Annotated in this window: 15 protein-coding genes, 2 tRNA genes and 1 pseudogene; 4 read left to right on the plus strand and 14 right to left on the minus strand. The window is 66.5% G+C overall.

Annotated features, from left to right (window positions below; all coding sequences use genetic code 11):
• Positions 1-36 precede the first annotated feature (36 nt).
• The 11 genes from MC375_RS13300 to MC375_RS13350 all read right to left on the minus strand — a co-directional run bounded on the left by MC375_RS13300 (position 37) and on the right by MC375_RS13350 (position 10,352).
• A complete protein-coding gene (locus tag MC375_RS13300; RefSeq protein ID WP_277929490.1) occupies positions 37-2,448 on the minus strand; it encodes a heavy metal translocating P-type ATPase in 2,412 nt (803 codons plus the stop codon).
• Positions 2,445-2,843, minus strand: coding sequence for a heavy metal-responsive transcriptional regulator (locus tag MC375_RS13305; protein WP_242103885.1), 399 nt, complete (start codon positions 2,841-2,843; stop codon positions 2,445-2,447). Before MC375_RS13305 ends, MC375_RS13300 begins: the two co-directional genes overlap by 4 nt.
• 94 nt (positions 2,844-2,937) lie before the next feature.
• Complete coding sequence (locus MC375_RS13310) at positions 2,938-3,468, minus strand: DUF411 domain-containing protein (protein ID WP_242103886.1); 531 nt, start codon at positions 3,466-3,468, stop codon at positions 2,938-2,940.
• Positions 3,469-3,479: 11 nt separating this feature from the next.
• Positions 3,480-3,986, minus strand: a complete 507-nt coding sequence (locus tag MC375_RS13315; protein WP_242103887.1) for a nuclear transport factor 2 family protein — start codon at positions 3,984-3,986, stop codon at positions 3,480-3,482.
• Positions 3,987-4,002: 16 nt separating this feature from the next.
• Complete coding sequence (locus MC375_RS13320) at positions 4,003-4,857, minus strand: cytochrome c (RefSeq protein ID WP_242103888.1); 855 nt, start codon at positions 4,855-4,857, stop codon at positions 4,003-4,005.
• Between the two features lie 14 nt (positions 4,858-4,871).
• A complete protein-coding gene (locus MC375_RS13325; protein WP_242103889.1) occupies positions 4,872-5,891 on the minus strand; it encodes a copper resistance protein B in 1,020 nt (339 codons plus the stop codon).
• Positions 5,888-7,720: a copper resistance system multicopper oxidase gene (locus MC375_RS13330; protein WP_242103890.1), complete on the minus strand. Its 1,833-nt coding sequence runs from the start codon at positions 7,718-7,720 to the stop codon at positions 5,888-5,890. Before MC375_RS13330 ends, MC375_RS13325 begins: the two co-directional genes overlap by 4 nt.
• Positions 7,721-8,634: 914 nt before the next feature.
• A tRNA-Glu gene (locus MC375_RS13335) sits at positions 8,635-8,710 on the minus strand.
• 56 nt (positions 8,711-8,766) lie between these two features.
• A tRNA-Ala gene (locus MC375_RS13340) sits at positions 8,767-8,842 on the minus strand.
• Between the two features lie 21 nt (positions 8,843-8,863).
• Positions 8,864-9,388 (minus strand): DUF1249 domain-containing protein, encoded by a 525-nt coding sequence (locus tag MC375_RS13345; protein ID WP_242103891.1) that lies wholly within the window; start codon positions 9,386-9,388, stop codon positions 8,864-8,866.
• A 142-nt stretch (positions 9,389-9,530) separates the two neighbouring features.
• A complete protein-coding gene (locus MC375_RS13350; protein WP_242103892.1) occupies positions 9,531-10,352 on the minus strand; it encodes a pyruvate, water dikinase regulatory protein in 822 nt (273 codons plus the stop codon).
• Between the two features lie 113 nt (positions 10,353-10,465).
• On the opposite strand from MC375_RS13350, the gene ppsA reads away from it, so the two are divergent.
• From ppsA to MC375_RS13365, 3 genes and pseudogenes are all read left to right on the plus strand, one after another.
• Entirely contained in the window at positions 10,466-11,935 is a 1,470-nt protein-coding gene (gene ppsA / locus MC375_RS13355; RefSeq protein ID WP_277929491.1) for a phosphoenolpyruvate synthase, read from the plus strand.
• Positions 11,929-12,966, plus strand: a pseudogene (locus tag MC375_RS13360) (putative PEP-binding protein); the annotation flags it as partial. The gene ppsA and the pseudogene MC375_RS13360, both read left to right, overlap by 7 nt.
• A gap of 125 nt (positions 12,967-13,091) precedes the next feature.
• Positions 13,092-14,045 (plus strand): mechanosensitive ion channel domain-containing protein, encoded by a 954-nt coding sequence (locus MC375_RS13365; protein WP_343223529.1) that lies wholly within the window; start codon positions 13,092-13,094, stop codon positions 14,043-14,045.
• On the opposite strand, the gene orn is transcribed toward MC375_RS13365, so the two are convergent.
• Positions 14,042-14,614, minus strand: coding sequence for an oligoribonuclease (gene orn / locus MC375_RS13370; RefSeq protein WP_242103893.1), 573 nt, complete (start codon positions 14,612-14,614; stop codon positions 14,042-14,044). The two genes, MC375_RS13365 and orn, sit on opposite strands and share 4 nt — an antisense overlap.
• A 39-nt stretch (positions 14,615-14,653) precedes the next feature.
• On the opposite strand from orn, the gene MC375_RS13375 reads away from it, so the two are divergent.
• Positions 14,654-15,154: a DUF2721 domain-containing protein gene (locus MC375_RS13375; protein ID WP_242103894.1), complete on the plus strand. Its 501-nt coding sequence runs from the start codon at positions 14,654-14,656 to the stop codon at positions 15,152-15,154.
• Between the two features lie 6 nt (positions 15,155-15,160).
• Here MC375_RS13375 and tadA read toward each other — a convergent pair whose 3' ends face one another.
• A complete protein-coding gene (gene tadA / locus MC375_RS13380; protein WP_242103895.1) occupies positions 15,161-15,655 on the minus strand; it encodes a tRNA adenosine(34) deaminase TadA in 495 nt (164 codons plus the stop codon).
• Positions 15,656-15,661: 6 nt separating this feature from the next.
• Positions 15,662-16,171 (minus strand): DUF1993 domain-containing protein, encoded by a 510-nt coding sequence (locus MC375_RS13385; RefSeq protein WP_242103896.1) that lies wholly within the window; start codon positions 16,169-16,171, stop codon positions 15,662-15,664.

Raw genomic sequence — 16,171 nt, forward strand, 5'->3', positions numbered from 1 at the left:
CCGAAGCGCAGCGCGCTCGCCGATGTACCGATGCGGCTAGGGAGACGGCACTCCCGTCACTGATTCGTGGCGGGACTGGATCGCCGCAGGTTCGTCTGTATGCGGGCGTCGCCCCAGACGCAGCGCATTGGTGACGACCGAGACCGAACTCAGGCTCATCGCCAGGGCCGCGATCATCGGGCTGAGCAGCAGGCCGAACACCGGATACAGCACCCCGGCCGCGATCGGCACGCCGAGGGCGTTGTAGAGGAAGGCGAAGCCGAGGTTCTGCTTCATGTTCGCCACGGTCTGGTTCGATATCGCGCGCGCCTCCACGATTCGCCGGAGATCGCCCTTCACCAGCGTCACCTGCGCGCTGGACATGGCTACGTCGGTTCCGGTGCCCATCGCGATGCCGACGTCGGCCGCGGCCAGCGCGGGCGCATCGTTGACGCCGTCGCCGGCCATCGCCACGCTGCGGCCTTCGGCCTTCAGCTGCCGGATGAGCAGGACCTTGTCCGCGGGCCGGACCTCGCCGCGCACTTCCGTGATTCCCAGGGAGTTGCCGACTGCGGCTGCCGTCGCCTGGGCGTCGCCGGAGGCCATCACGATGCGCAGCCCGGCGGCGCGCAATGCGTCGAGCGCGGCGCGGGTCGTTGGCTTGATCGGATCGGCCACGGCCACCGCGCCGGCGAGCTGGCCATCCACGGCCAGGAACATCACCGTCGCGCCTTCCGCCCGCAGGGCATCGGCTGCGGCGCCGACGGCATCGATCCGCGCACCGACCTCTTCCATCAACGCACGATTGCCCAGGACCACGGCGCGTCCGTCCAGCACGCCGCGAACGCCGCGCCCGGTCAGGGAATCGAAGTCCTGCACCTGCGCGATCGCCAGGGAGCGATGCTTGGCCTCGGCCAGGATCGCCTCGGCCAGTGGATGCTCGCTGCCCTGCTCCAGGCTTGCCGCGAGGCGCAACACTTCGCTTTCGGAAAACGCCTCGACTGCAATCACGTCGCGGAACGCAGGACGCCCCTGCGTGAGGGTGCCCGTCTTGTCGACCACCAGCGTGTCGATGGCACGCAGGCGCTCGATCGCCTCCGCATCGCGGAACAGTACGCCGGTCTGCGCGGCGCGGCCGGTGGCGACCATGATCGACATGGGCGTCGCCAGCCCAAGCGCGCACGGACAGGCGATGATCAGGACCGATACCGCATTGAGTACGGCGTAGGTCCAGGACGGATCGGGTCCGAACAGGCCCCACGCGAAGAAGGTCAGCACGGCGACGCCGAACACGGCCAGCACGAACCAGAACGCGACCTTGTCGGCCATGCGCTGCATGGGCGCGCGCGAACGCTGCGCCTGCGCCACCAATTGCACGATCTGCGACAGCACCGTTCCCGACCCGACCTGGTCCGCGCGGATCACCAGGCTGCCGGTGCCATTGAGGGTCGCGCCGATCACCTTCGCGCCCTCCCCTTTCTCGACCGGGATGGACTCGCCGGTGAGCATCGATTCGTCGATGCTCGAACGGCCGTCCAGTACCGTGCCGTCGACCGGCACCTTTTCGCCCGGTCGCACCCGCAGCCGGTCGCCGACGTGCACGTGCGCGAGCGGAATGTCCTCTTCGATCCCGTTGTCGCCGATCCGCCTCGCCGTCTTCGGCGCAAGACCCAGCAGCGCCTTGATTGCGGCGGAGGTCCTGGACCGCGCCCGGAGCTCGAGCAGCTGGCCCAGCAGGGTCAACGACACGATGACCGCGGCCGCCTCGAAATAGACGCCAACCCGCCCGTGCTCGCGGAACGACGCCGGAAACAGGCCCGGCGCGACCGTGGCGACCACGCTGTACCCAAACGCGGCAGCCACGCCGATTCCGATCAGCGTCCACATGTTCGGGCTGCGGTTGCGGATCGATTGCACGCAACGTTCGAAGAACGGCCAGCCAGCCCACAGCACCACCGGCGCGCTCAGCACCAGCTCCAGCCAGGTGCGCGCACCTGTGCTCACGAACGTCAGGCGGTCGCCCAGCATCGCCAGCAGCAACACCACCGCCGTCAGCGGTAACGTCCACCAGAAGCGATGCGAGAAATCCCGCAGTTCGGGGTTGTCCTCGTCCTCCAGGCTGGGCATCTCCGGCTCGAGCGCCATCCCGCAGATCGGACACGTGCCCGGCCCTTGCAGCCGGATCTGCGGATGCATGGGACAGGTATAGATCGTGCCTGGTGGCGCCGGAGGCGCAGTCTCGGTCTTCGGAGAGAGGTAGTGCGCAGGATCGGCAACGAACTTGTCCAGGCAGCGTGCCGAACAGAAGTGGTATTCGTGGCCTGCGTGCGTAGCGTGGTGCGCCGTGCTGGCAGGATCGACCCGCATGCCGCAGACCGGATCGATGGCCGACTTGTCCGCCGCTGCTCCCGCGCCTGCGCCGCCGCCCTGCCCATGCGCGCCGTGATTGTGGTGTTCGTGCGTGTTCATGACGCGTCCTCGTCCAGCGCGTGCAGGATCGGGCACGCTTCCAGTGCGCCATGCCCTGGGCAGGCCTCCACAAGGGTCCGCAAGCCGTCGCGGATGCGGGTGAGTTCCGACAGCTTGGCCTCGACATCGGCCAGCTTGTGTTCCGCTGCCGCTTTCAGGCTGCCCATGTCGTCCTCCCTGCGCCCGGACAGTGCAAGCAGTTCCCGTATTTCCTCCAGGGTGAACCCGAGGCTTTTTGCGCGCCGCACGAAACGCAGCCTGGTGACGTCGCCAGCCTCATAGCTGCGGTAGCCCGATGGGCGGCGCGCCGGGGCCGGAAGCAGGCCCTGGCGTTCGTAGTAGCGCACGGTGTCGATGGGGACGCCGGTCTGTTGCGCGAGTTCACCGATCTTCATCGAAACCTCTCGGATGCGGGATGGAGCAAGTCTGCACCCTTGACCAAGGTCCAGAGTCAAGCCCCTTGTACGCCTGACCCGGTATCGGCTGCGTTCAATGCGTGGCGAAGACCCCGGTCGAGCCATCCCGGTGCACCAGTTCGACCGTGTACGGCTCCGTGCGCCCATCCGGCAGTTCCATGCCCGGCGAGCCTGCCGGCATGCCCGGCACGACCAGGCCCTTGGCGTCGGGTTTGTGCGCCAGCAACCGCTTCACGTCTTCCGCCGGGACGTGTCCTTCGATGAAATAGCCGCCGATTTCGGCCGTATGGCAGGACCCCTTGCCGAGCGGCACGCCGACTCGCTCCTTGATGGGATGAAGATTGTCGGTCTCGCGTACCTCGACCTGGAAGCCGGCGGCACGCATATGGTCGACCCAGGCACCGCAACAGCCACAGGTCGGACTCTTGTGGACGACCATCTGCTGCACTTTGGCCGGTGCGGCAATAGCCGGTAACGCCGCAGCGGCGGGCGAAGGCGAGTGAGCCGTGATTGCCGCCACGGATCGATTGGACACGGGTTCCGGGCTCTTGGCGCAGGCGGTTGCCAGCGTCAATGGCGCCAGCGTGGCGAGGAGCGCGAGCATGCATTTGCTGTTCATTTCGACACCTGCTTCTTCGGCCGCGACGACCAGTGGATGTGCACGATGCGCCAGTCGGCGCCGACTTTCCTGAGGACCATGGTTTCGGTACTGAGCAGGGTCAGTGGCTTGTCATCCTTGGTGGTGTGCAGCTCGCTCTCGGTGCCGACCCAGGCCAATGATCCTTCCGCCCTGGCCACGCGCTGCTTCACCTGCACATGTGCCTCACGCAGGAACGCGGCATCTGCGCGGGCATGGTGGCCGAGATACTCCTCGCGCGAGCGTTCGGCGCCGCCGCTTTCCAGCACCAGCACGTCATCGGCAAGCAGCGTGCGTACTCCGTCCAGGTCGCCGGCCTGCAGGGCCTTGGAGAACCGTTCGACCACGGCGACAGCAGGTTGCGCCTGTGCGTCGACTCCGGTCGCAGGAACGGCATGCGCGTGGTCCTTCGGATCGTGCGCCCAGCCAGGAGTGGACAGCAGGAGCGAGCCGGCCAGTGCAAGGGCCTGAATGGCAGGTTTCATGGGGCGGTCCCTAAGGTCAGTGCGGGTGATCATGGTCGTGCTGCATCGCTTCGGCAGGCTCGGGGTCGGCAGCCGGCTTGGTCTCGTTTGCGGACTGAGGCGATGGTGCTGCCAGGGTCGGTGCCGCTTTCGCCGCGGCAGGCTCCGGAGCATGGACGTGGCGCTTGCCATCGGCATGGACATGCGTTGTCCCCGGCGAGGCTTCAGGCGCAGCCTTTGCGGCCGTCGATGGGGGCGCGTCGTGGTCGTCGCCCTCGCCTGCCGGATGCGGATGAGCCGCACCAGCAGCCTCATCGTGATCGGTCATGCCCTCCGCATGCGGATGGTCACCGGTTTCGCCACCGCCATGGGAGTGCCCGCCGCTTCGGGCTACCAGCGCCTGGTATTGCGCGGCGTCCAGCTTGGGCAACTCCTGCACGAACGCGACCATGTTCCAGATGTATTCGTCGCCCATGCTCTTGCCCCAGGCCGGCATGCCCGAGGCCTTGATCCCATGCTTGATCACCCAGAAGGCCTCGGCGGCATCCACGGTCTGCCGGGTCAGGTCGGGAGGCGCGGGATACAGGCCCTTGCTCAGTTCGGTCCCGGCCGTACCCGGCTTGAGATGGCATCCGGTGCACATGGCTTCGTAGTTGCCTGCACCCTGCGCGATGCGCGCAGGGTCGTTCAGCGCCGGTACCTGCAGCTTGCTCGCCCGGGCTTTGATCGAACGTTTTCGCAAGGCCTCGGTCAGCGCGTAGACCGGCCGGGTGTGAGGGTCATCGGCAGCGACGTTGTAGACCCCGGACCAGACGAAGCCGGCAGCGGCCACCGCGCCGAGACCAGCCAGGGCGCTCAGGGCGAGCAGTGTTTTGCGTGTCACGAAAGGCATGGGCGATTTTCCTGTCAGAACCAGATGCGCACGCCGGCGACGAGGCGTGTGTCGTCGGCGTCTTCGCCCTCGTCGCGGCGGAAATCCGCCGTCCGACCGAAGGCACGTTCATGGACGATGCCGATGTAAGGCGCGAACTGCCGGGTGAACTCGTAGCGCAGGCGAAGCCCGGCTTCTGCCGTACTCAGTCCCGAGCCGATTCCGCGCCGCAGATCGTCTTTTCCGTAAAGGTTCACCTCGATCTGCGGTTGCAGGATCAACCGGTTCGTCAGCAGGGTTTCGTACTCGACCTCGAAACGCGCCGCAGTCTGGCCGCGTTCACCCAGGTAGGCGGTGGCTTCCACCTCGAACTTGTACGGCGCAAGACCCATCACGCCGATCGCCAGAAAATCCTGGGAATCGCCCGGCTTGAAGTCGTGGCGGACGCCCGCGACCAGATCCCACCAGGGAGCGAAGGCGCGGCCGTACAGCACCTCCAGATCCGCCGCTTCGGTGTGGCCGCCAGTCCGCTCTCCCTCGCTGCGCAGCCACAGCTTGTTGAGGTCGGTCCCGATCCAGGATTGCGCTTCCCACTCCAGGCCGGTTCCTTCATCCGCGTCGAACGCTTCGAGCCGGTCCAACAGGACGTAATACTGGATGGTGTTGTCGTGCACAGCGTGGTTGCCGGCATGCGCAAACGCTGCCGCCCGGTCGGCGTCCGTGACTTCCGGAATCGGGGTACGCGGTTCGTCGCTGGGGGTCGGCATCGTATGCCCCATCGCCGCGTGATCGACTGGCTCGCCGGGCTGCTGGGCTGTGGGCATGGCATGCCCCATGGCGGCATGGTCAACCGGTGCTGGCTCCCGGCTTGCCTTTGGCTTTTTCTTGGGCGCAGGCTTGGCCTTCGCAGGTTGCTTCGGCTTGGTCTGGTGCTGCGTATGATCCTGCGCCGCTGGCACAGGCATCTGGTGCTGCGCGTGGTCCTGGGCCACCGCCTGGGCGGCAAACAGCAGGGCCGCCGCAAGTGTTGCGAAAGCAAGGGTACGCATGGTCATTCCTCCACCCTCACTTCCCGCATCATTCCCGCCTCCATGTGGTACAGCAGGTGGCAGTGATAGGCCCACCGGCCCAGCGCGTCCGCGCGCACGCGGTAGGCGCGCTTGCTCCCCGGTGGCATGTCGACGGTGTGCTTGCGCACCAGGAAGTTGCCGTCCTCGTCCTCCAGATCGCTCCACATGCCGTGCAGGTGGATCGGGTGGGTCATCATCGTGTCGTTGACCAGGACGATGCGCATGCGCTCGCCGTAGTTCAGGCGGATCGGTTCGACATCCGAGAACTTCTGCCCGTTGAAGCCCCAGGCGAATCGTTCCATGTGGCCGGTGAGGTGCAGCTCGATCGTCCGGCCCGGATCGCGACCGTCCGGATCCTCGAACGCGCTCCGCAGCATCGCGTAGGTGAGCACCTGGCGTCCGTTGCCACGCAGGCCGATGCCCGGATCGTCCAGCTTGGGCACGGGCGACATGGTCTGCATGTCCACCAGCGGGTTACCCGATTCGCTGGCCGGGTGGGTCTGCATTGCGCCGCTGCCGTGGTCCATTCCCGCCATGCCTTCGTGCTGCATGGCCGACATGTCGTGCCCGGCATGCGCATCGCCTGCGGCTGGTTGTGCGGGCATCGCTGCGCCCGCGTGGTCCATGCCCGACATGTCGTGGCCCATGCCGCCATGGCCCATGTCGCCCATGGTGAGGATCGGGCGTGGATCCACGGCGGGCACCGGCGCGCGCAGGCCTTCGCGCACCGCCAGCGTGCCGTTGACATAGCCGGTGCGGCCCATGTCCTGCGCGAAGATGGTGAACGCGTCCTGCCCAGCGGGCTCGACGATCACATCGAAGGTTTCGGCCGTGGCGATGCGGAACTCGTCCACCGTCACCGGGTGGACGTACTGGCCGTCGGCCGCGACAACCGTCATCTTCAGGCCGGGAATGCGCACGTCGAAATGGGTCATCGACGAGCCGTTGATGAAGCGCAGGCGGACCTTCTCGCCGGACCGGAACAGCCCGGTCCAGTTGCCGAGCGAGGTCGTGCCGTTCATCAGGTAGGTATAGGTATTCGCATTGACGTCGGACAGGTCGGTGGGCGTCATGCGCATCTGGCCCCACATCTTCCGGTCGGCCACCGTCGCAGCGAGACCATCGCGCTCGGCGTCGCGGAGGAAATCACCAACGGTGCGCTTGTAGGTGTTGTCGTGCCCCGGCATTTTTTTCAGGCGGGCGAACAACGCTGCCGGATCCAGGTCGGTCCAGTCACTCAGCATGACCACGTAGTCGCGGTCGAACGCGAAGGGCTCGGGCTCGAGCGGATCGATCACCAGCGGGCCGTAGAGACCGGCCTGCTCCTGGTGAGCCGAATGGCTGTGGTACCAGTAGGTTCCGCCCTGCTTGACCGTAAATCGGTAGTGATAGGTCTCGCCACGGCGGATCCCGGCGAAGCTCAGGCCCGGCACGCCGTCCATGTTCGCCGGCAGCAGGATGCCGTGCCAGTGGATCGAGGTTTCGTGGCCATGGATCGAACCGGCCGGTAGCGCATTGGTCACCCGCAGGTTCACCGTGGTGCCTTCGCGCCAGCGCAGCAGAGGCGCCGGCAGCGAGCCATTGACGGTAATGGCCGGACGGGTGCGTCCGGTGAAATTCACCGGCGTTTCGCCGATGGACAGATCGAACTCCGTCCCGGCCAGGACGCCCTGGCCTGCAGGCGAGTCGAGCGCCCAGCCAGCTTTGGGCCACAGGCCCAGGCTCGCGACCGCGCCGCCTGCGGCGAGACCCTGAACGAAGCGACGTCGCGAGGTGCGGACGCGGCGCCCGGGGGGGATCGGATCGGTAGACATACGAACTCCATGGAAGCGTCTGCGGCGTCCGCAACCTGCGGAGCCACGCGTGCGCCGGTAGCGCACAGGTCAGGGGCGCCGGAAACGGCGCATCGGACGCTTAGCCGATGGGAGGTCGGATCAGGTGCAAAGTCGCGGGCTCTATATGCCCCTTGGCTACCGGCGACATCAGCCTGTCGCTGCGTGGGGTAACCGATCCATCATGAGCGGTAGGTGCACCGGCCTGCGCACCCATGCACGCGCAACTGCAGCTCGACTGGGTGCAGCAGTCGGGTGCCGGATGCTTCGACTGCTGGTCGGGCCCCGTCCGTTGCGGCGCCTCGTCCGCCGCAGGCGTTGCTTCGACGCCTTCATGACAAGCGTGGCCAGCGGAAGGCGCCGAATTCCGCGCGGCTTCCGATTTGGACGCATGGGTGCCACCGATAGTCGCTGCGCCTGCCACCGCCGTGGTCCCGTTGAGGACGAAGGCAACGATCAGGAGCACGCGCGTCAGGAGCGGCCAGAACGACATGCGTCTACTTTAGCGCGCCGCGACGCGGGCAAAGTAGATGATTCGTGAACTCTGAACGGACTCCAGCATTGGCTCACGTCCTGCCGCGTCGAGGCCGGCTCGAGTACCGGGCGGCTTCTCACGTGACTGCGCGCCGCATTCCCGGAAGATGCCAGCAGCACCGCAAGGCGCCTCTGCGGCGCAGACTCGGAACCTACCGCAGTCGCGCACCCGCAAAAGTCCCAGCGAAGCCGGGTCTTGAGCTGGCGCCCCCACGGGGATTACGCGCCTGCGGCGCGCCCTTCAGGCCATCGGCACGCTGCGCCGGTGTTCGCAGCCGCTGCGCGGCTGCAGTCGAACCCCGCGGGATTCTCATCCCCGTGGCTGGGAAAGAAGAACGCCCGCTTGCGCGGGCGTTCTGAAGTGGCGTCCCCACGGGGATTCGAACCCCGGTCGCTACCGTGAAAGGGTAATGTCCTAGGCCTCTAGACGATGGGGACGTTGTACAGGGACGGTTCGGACGAGGCAGTCCGAAAGTCCTTTGGTTCTGGAACCGTGGTGGAGCCAGCCGGGATCGAACCGGCGACCTCCTGCATGCCATGCAGGCGCTCTCCCAGCTGAGCTATGGCCCCACGGCTGGAAAGCGCGAAAGTTTAACGATCCGTGGAAGTCAGCGTCAAGGCTTTGACATCCGGCTCGGCGGCGGCTGAGTCGTTTTCGACCCGCACCAGCGTCGCAACCCCATGGCCGCGCTCGGCCAGGTAGTCGAGCCACTTGCCGAGAAAGGTGTTCATCCGCAGCCGGTGCCCGATGACCTCGGCCGGCGGCGGGTACATCCCGATCACATCCTGCCAGCGCCGGCCGATATAGCAGTGCGTGGCTTCGACCTGGCGGGCATCGCGGTACAGGCGCAGGAACGCGGACGGATCGGGTTCGCCGGTGACCGGATCGCGCAGCGCATAGGTCATGCGCAGCTCCACCGTGTAGCGATGCTGTTCGATCACATGCAGGCACAAGGCCAGGCCATCGGTGCCTTGCGAGACGTAGTTGCCCGCGACCAGATCGGCGGGTTCGAACAGGCGTACGAGCTTGCGATAGTTTTCCGCGTACAGCCCCATCAGCCAGCCGAACCGGCCGATCCGGGGGAGCCGCGCGACGCGGGCGAGAACTTCTGCCATGACCCGATCCTACACGGCGCGGAACGATCCGGGCAGCATTGACGGATCACGCGATGAGGGCTAACGTGAAGTTCCACTCGACCCGCGCCCTTGCGCGGGTTTTTCGTTGCGAGCCGCACCGCGTGCGAGCGTTTGGCCCCGTTCAGAACATCTCGCGGTTGATCCCCAGTTCCTCGAGCAGGCGACTGCAGATCTCCTCGATCGAGGCGTGGGTCGTGCTCAGCACGGGAATGCGTTCCATCTGGAACATCGACTCGGCGGCGGCCACTTCCCGACGACAGGTATCGAGCTGCGCATAGGTCGAATCCGGCCGGCGTTCCTGGCGGATCTGGTGCAGGCGTTGCGGGTCGATGGTCAGCCCGAACAACCGGCTGCGATGCGCGCGCAGCTTTGCCGGCAGCCGCTCGCCATCCAGGTCGTCGGGCGTGAGCGGGTAGTTCGCCGCGCGGATGCCGTAGTGCAGCGCAAGGTAAACGCAGGTCGGGGTCTTGCCTGCCCGCGACACGCCCACCAGGATCACGTCGGCGTCCGTGTAATCCATGCTGACCCCGTCGTCGTGGGTCAGCGCATAGTTCATCGCGTTGATGCGCCGGTGGTAGGTCTCGAAGTCGACCATGCCATGCGCCTGGCCGACCCGGGACAGCCGTTGGGTTCCCAGCTCGCGTTCCAGCGGCTCGATGAATGGCGCGAACACATCCAGCATCAAGGCATCGCTGCCGGCCAGGATCGCATTGAGGTCCGGGTCGACGCAGGAATTGATCACGATCGGACGCAGCCCCGCCTGCACCCCGCTCTCCCGGATTTCTTCGGCCGCCGCCTGCGCCTTCTCGATCGTATCCACGAAGGGAATGCGATCGGTCGCGAACTGCAGGCCGGTGAACTGGGTCAGCAGGGTGTGGCCGATGGTTTCGGCGGTGATCCCGGTGCCATCGGAGACATAGAACACGGGACGGGTCGCGCTCATGGAAGCGGTTTCATGTTCCGGGCTGGAAGGCCGGATTCTGGCACCGGCTAAAATAGCCGCTTTCGCCCGTTATCACCGGTGCAACCGCGCCGCCCGCGACCCCGGAGCCCACCTTGACCGCCAACATCCTGTGGCTGCACGACCTGCGCCTGACCGATCTCGCCCAGGTCGGCGGCAAGAACTCCTCGCTCGGCGAGATGATCGGCGAGCTCTCCGGGCTCGGTGTGTCGGTGCCCGGCGGTTTCGCCACCACCGCCGACGCGTTCAAGTCCTTCATCGCGCACAACACCCTGCACCAGCGGATCTACGACCGGCTGGCGACGCTGGACGTGGAGGATGTCCGGGCGCTCACTGCTGCCGGTACGGAAATCCGAAGCTGGGTGATCGATGCGCCGCTGCAGCCGGAGCTGGACCGGGACATCCGCACCGCCTATGCCAGGCTGTGCGCCGAACAGGGCGGAGCCGCGTCCAACGGCAACGATGTCGCGGTGGCGGTGCGTTCGTCCGCGACCGCGGAAGACCTGCCCGATGCGTCCTTCGCCGGCCAGCAGGAGACCTTCCTGAATGTCACCGGCGCCGACGATGTAGTCCGCAAGGTCAAGGAAGTCTTCGCCTCGCTGTACAACGACCGTGCCATCGCCTATCGCGTGCACCACGGCTTCAAGCATGAAGACGTGTTCCTGTCGGCCGGCGTGCAGCTGATGGTGCGTTCGGATGTCGGCTCCGCCGGGGTGCTGTTCACCCTGGACACCGAATCCGGGTTCCGCGACGTGGTGTTCATTACCGCCAGCTACGGGCTTGGCGAAATGGTCGTGCAAGGCGCGGTGAATCCCGACGAGTTCTACGTCTACAAGCCGACCCTGCGCCAGGGCAAGCCCGCGATCCTGCGCCGCTCGCTGGGCAGCAAGCAGCTGCGCATGGTGTATTCGGACGAACCCGGAGAGCGCGTGCGCACCGAACAGACGCCCGCCGAGCTGCGCTCGAAGTTCTCGATCTCCGACGCCGACGTGCAGGAACTGGCGAAGCAGGCGCTGGTGATCGAACAGCACTACGACCGTCCGATGGACATCGAATGGGGCAAGGACGGCATCACCGGCAAGCTCTACATCCTGCAGGCGCGTCCGGAGACGGTGAAGTCGCGCGCGCACGTCACCCAGATCGAGCGCTACACCCTGTCGCAACGCGGCCAGGTGGTGGCCGAAGGCCGCGCCATCGGCAGCAAGATCGGCAGCGGCGTGGCGCGCGTGGTGCGTACCCTCGAGGACATGAACCACGTGCAAGCCGGCGACGTGCTGGTGGCCGACATGACCGATCCCGACTGGGAACCGGTGATGAAGCGCGCCTCGGCGATCGTGACCAATCGTGGCGGCCGCACCTGCCACGCCGCGATCATCGCCCGCGAACTGGGCGTGCCGGCGGTGGTCGGTACCGGCGACGCGCGCGAGCGCGGCGCCGCCGGCAGCCCGGGGGCCCGGAGGTGCGCCGAAGGCGCTAACCGCGTCAACAAACCCGGGTGGGGGGGGGGGGGGGGGGTGGGGGCCCGGGCGGCGCCCGCCCGCCCCCCCCCCACGGCAGCGAGGTGACCGTGAGCTGCGCCGAAGGCGATACCGGCTTCATCTACGCCGGCGCCCTGCCCTTCGAACGCGTCACCACCGACCTGGGCAACATGCCGCCGGCGCCACTGAAGATCATGATGAACGTGGCCAACCCGGAGCGCGCGTTCGACTTTGGCCAGCTGCCCAATGCCGGCATCGGCCTGGCGCGTCTGGAAATGATCATCGCCAGCCATATCGGCGTGCATCCCAAGGCATTGCTCGAGTACGCACAGCAGGATGCTGCAACCAAGAAGAAGATCGACGAAAGAATGGCTGGATACGCCGGGCCGGTGGATTTCTACGTCAATCGCCTGGCCGAGGGCATCGCCACCATCACTGCCTCGGTGGCCCCAAACCCGGTCATCGTGCGGCTGTCGGACTTCAAGTCCAACGAGTACGCCAATCTCATCGGCGGCGCCCGCTACGAGCCCCACGAAGAAAATCCGATGATCGGCTTCCGTGGCGCCAGCCGCTATGTCGACCCGTCGTTCCGCGACGCGTTCGCGCTCGAGTGCCGAGCGGTCAAGCGCGTGCGCGAGGACATGGGCCTGGACAACCTGTGGGTCATGATCCCCTTCGTGCGCACGCTCGACGAGGGCCGCAAGGTGCTGGAGGTGCTGGCGGAGAACGGCCTCGAACAGGGCGAGCGGGGCCTGAAGGTCATCATGATGTGCGAAGTGCCTTCGAACGCGCTGCTGGCCGACGAATTCCTCGACCTGTTCGATGGATTCTCCATCGGCTCCAACGACCTCACCCAGCTGACCCTGGGCCTGGACCGAGATTCGGCCATCGTCGCCAACCTGTTCGACGAACGCGACCCCGCGGTGAAGAAACTGCTGTCCATGGCCATCCGCGCCGCTCGCGCCAAGGGCAAGTACATCGGTATCTGCGGCCAGGGACCGAGCGACCATCCGGACCTGGCGCAATGGCTGATGGACCAGGGCATCGAATCGGTCTCGCTCAACCCCGACACCGTGGTCGATACCTGGCTCAGGCTGGCGAAATCGAAGGCCAGCTGAGCCGGGTCATCAGCCGTTTGCCACAGCCCGGGCGGCTTGCAGTCGTTTAACCGGGGCGTTGTTACCATCCCCGCGATCCAACCCGCACGCCCCGAACAGGGGCGTGCTGCATTCCGGAGCGAACGATGTTGCAGCAAACCCCGGCCGCACCCGCCGTGCCTGCGCCCAAGGACACCAGCGCGATCGTGCAGCAGTTCCGCGGCGTCGACTGGATGCAGCTGCTGGAAACCTGGGGCCTGAAGCTGCTGGCCGCAGTCGTCATCTTCCTGGTCGGGCGCTGGCTGGCCCGGCGGCTGATCCTTGCGCTGGAGAGGGTCCTCGGACGGGCCCGCGTCGATGCGACCCTGATCGGCTTCCTGCGCAACGTCGGCTACGCGGCCATGCTGGTGCTGGTCGTGATCACCGCGCTCAGCGCGATCGGCGTGCCGACCACCTCGATGTTCGCGCTCCTCGGCGCCGCGGGCCTGGCGGTCGGCCTGGCGCTGAAGGATTCGCTTTCCAACATCGCTTCCGGCGTGATGCTGATCGTGCTGCGACCGTTTCGCCTCGGCGACCATGTGGTCGTCGCGGGTGAGGAAGGCATCGTCCAGGAAATCCGGGTGTTCCAGACCCGCCTGCACGCCTTCGACCAGCGCGTGATCGTGCTTCCGAACAGCGAGATCACCACCGCGCCGATCATCAATTACACCACTCTGCCCACCCGCCGCATGGAGATCCCCGTGGGCGTGGGCTACGAGGACGACCTGAAGCAGGCACGCGAATTGCTGCTCGACATCGCGCGGCGCGAACCGCTCGTGGTCGACGAGCCCGCACCCTTCGTCCAGGTCAAGAACCTCGCCGAAAACGGGGTCGACCTGATGTTGTATGCGTATGCCAGGAACACGGATTTCGGCGAAGCCTCGAGCCGGGTCACTGAAGCCATCCGCAACGACCTCATTGGCCACGGCATCAACATCCCCTATCCGCAGCGCGATCTGCACGTCTACCATCGCGACGCCGATGGGCGTCCGATCGCGGAGATCCTGATGCGTGCGGTCGCCGACGACGGCGACCGTCCGAAGAAGCCACCTGCGCCCTAAGGCGCTGGAGCGACGGCCAGTGCCGCCATGTGCTTGCGGTAGTGGCGCAGTTCGGCAATCGAATCGCGCACGTCGCTGAGCGCGGTGTGCGCGCTTTCCTTGGACACGCCCGCCAGTACCTGCGGCGCCCAGCGTCGCGCGAGTTCCTTGAGGGTGCTGACGTCGAGGTTGCGGTAATGGAAGTGCTTCTCCAGCCGCGGCATCAGCCGGTGCAGGAAGCGACGGTCCTGGCAGATCGAATTGCCGCACATGGGCGAGGTGTTCGCCGGCACCCACTGGGCCAGGAAGCGCAGCGTGGCCGCTTCGGCCTCGGCCATCGGCACCCCCTCCTCCAACACCCGCCGCCACAGCCCGGACTTGCCGTGCTGCTTGCGATTCCAGTCGTCCATCCCCTCGAGCATCGCTAGGGGTTGGGCTATGGCGAACTCGGGACCTTCCGCCAGCACGTTGAGCTGCGAGTCGGTGACGACGGTGGCGATTTCCAGGATCGAATCCCGGTCGGTATCCAGTCCGGTCATCTCCAGATCGATCCAGATCAGGCGTCCTTCCTTGCCGTTGGCTGTCGTCATCGCTCGCGCTGCCGGTAGGGTCGCGGCATGATACCCGGCATGCCGACCAATCCCGCCTTCGCCCATTACGCCATCCTGACCGCGATGCTGGCGCCGGCCTTCTTCCTGACCGCCACAGCCTCGCTGCTGATGTCGGCCAATCAACGCCTGGCGCGGGTGATCGATCGCCTGCGCACCGTACTCAAGGAACTTGAGGACACCAGCGACCCGGAGTACCGCAGCGTGCTCGAGCGGCGCATCGAGATCCAGCGCCTCCGCAGCCGCCTGGTGTTGCGCGGAAGCCAGCTGCTCTACGCGGCGATCAGCTTTTTCGTCGGCACCAGCCTGAGCGTCGCGGCCGACGCCATCGTCGGCTATCGCGCGGTGGCGCTGCCCACGATCATGGCGGTGCTCGGCGTGCTGTCGCTGTTCGCGGCGAGCCTGTACCTGGCGCGCGAGTCGGTGCTGGCGGTGAAGGTGATCGACGAGGAAATGGATCACCGGCATGCGATCGCGCGCATGCGCAGGCGTGAGGAGAAACAGGAAGACGAAGAACCGTAGGGGGGGTCAAGACCCGCCCTGCAAGAGCGGCTTGCCCCGTTTTCGGCGGAAGTAGTTGGTGAGGCGTGCGCCTGCCTCGGCGGCCATGACCCCGCCAACGACTTCGACACGATGGTTATGCCGCGGATCGGAGAGCAGGTCGAATACGCTGCCCGCCGCTCCGGTCTTCGGATCGGTCGCAGCGTAGACCAGGCGCGCGACCCGCGCATGGACCATCGCCATCGCGCACATCGCGCAAGGCTCCAGGGTGACGTACAGCGTGCAGCCGACAAGCCGGTGGTTGCGCAGCGCCCTGCCCGCCTGCCGCATCGCCATGATCTCGGCGTGCGCGGAAGGGTCATGCTCGCTGATGTTGCGGTTCCAGCCCTCGCCGAGCATATTTCCTTCTGCATCTACCACCAGCGCACCGACCGGAATTTCGTCGTCCTGGTGCTCGGCACGATCCGCCAGTGCCAGCGCCTGGCGCATCCAGCGAAGATCGGCGTTGGGTTCCGGTTCCATCGTCCGCTACTGGATCTTTCCGAGATAGTCGAGCTTGCCCAAGGGGACGCCCTTGTGGCGCAGGATTCCGTAGGCGGTGGCGAGATGGAAATACAGATTCGGCAACAGGAAGCTGCGCACGTAATCCTGCGCGGTGAACTTGAGTTCGCGCTGCCCGGCCTTGAAACGGATCTCCCGCTGCTCGCCGCCGTCGATGTCCGCGGCGGCAACGCCTTGCAGGTACGCGACGGTTCTGGTGATGCGCGCCTTCAGCTCGTCCAGGGTCGTCTCCTCGTCCGCGAAGCCGGGCGCCTGGCCCTGCGACAGTCGCGCGCCGCCGAACTTGGCGGTATCGCTGGCACGCTGCACCTGACCGGCGAAGTCGAGCATGTCCGGCGCCAGGCGCGCATGCACGAGTTCGGCCTCGTCGATGCCGTGATCGCGGGCGAATGCGACCGCCTTGTCGATCTGCATCGACAGATTCTCGAGGCCGCGGACCAGCGCGGGGATGGAAACCTCATACAGCGAAAGCGTCAC

Origin of the sequence: Lysobacter sp. M2-1, assembly GCF_022662495.1 — a bacterium.
Taxonomy (GTDB): Bacteria; Pseudomonadota; Gammaproteobacteria; order Xanthomonadales; family Xanthomonadaceae; genus JAKPBU01.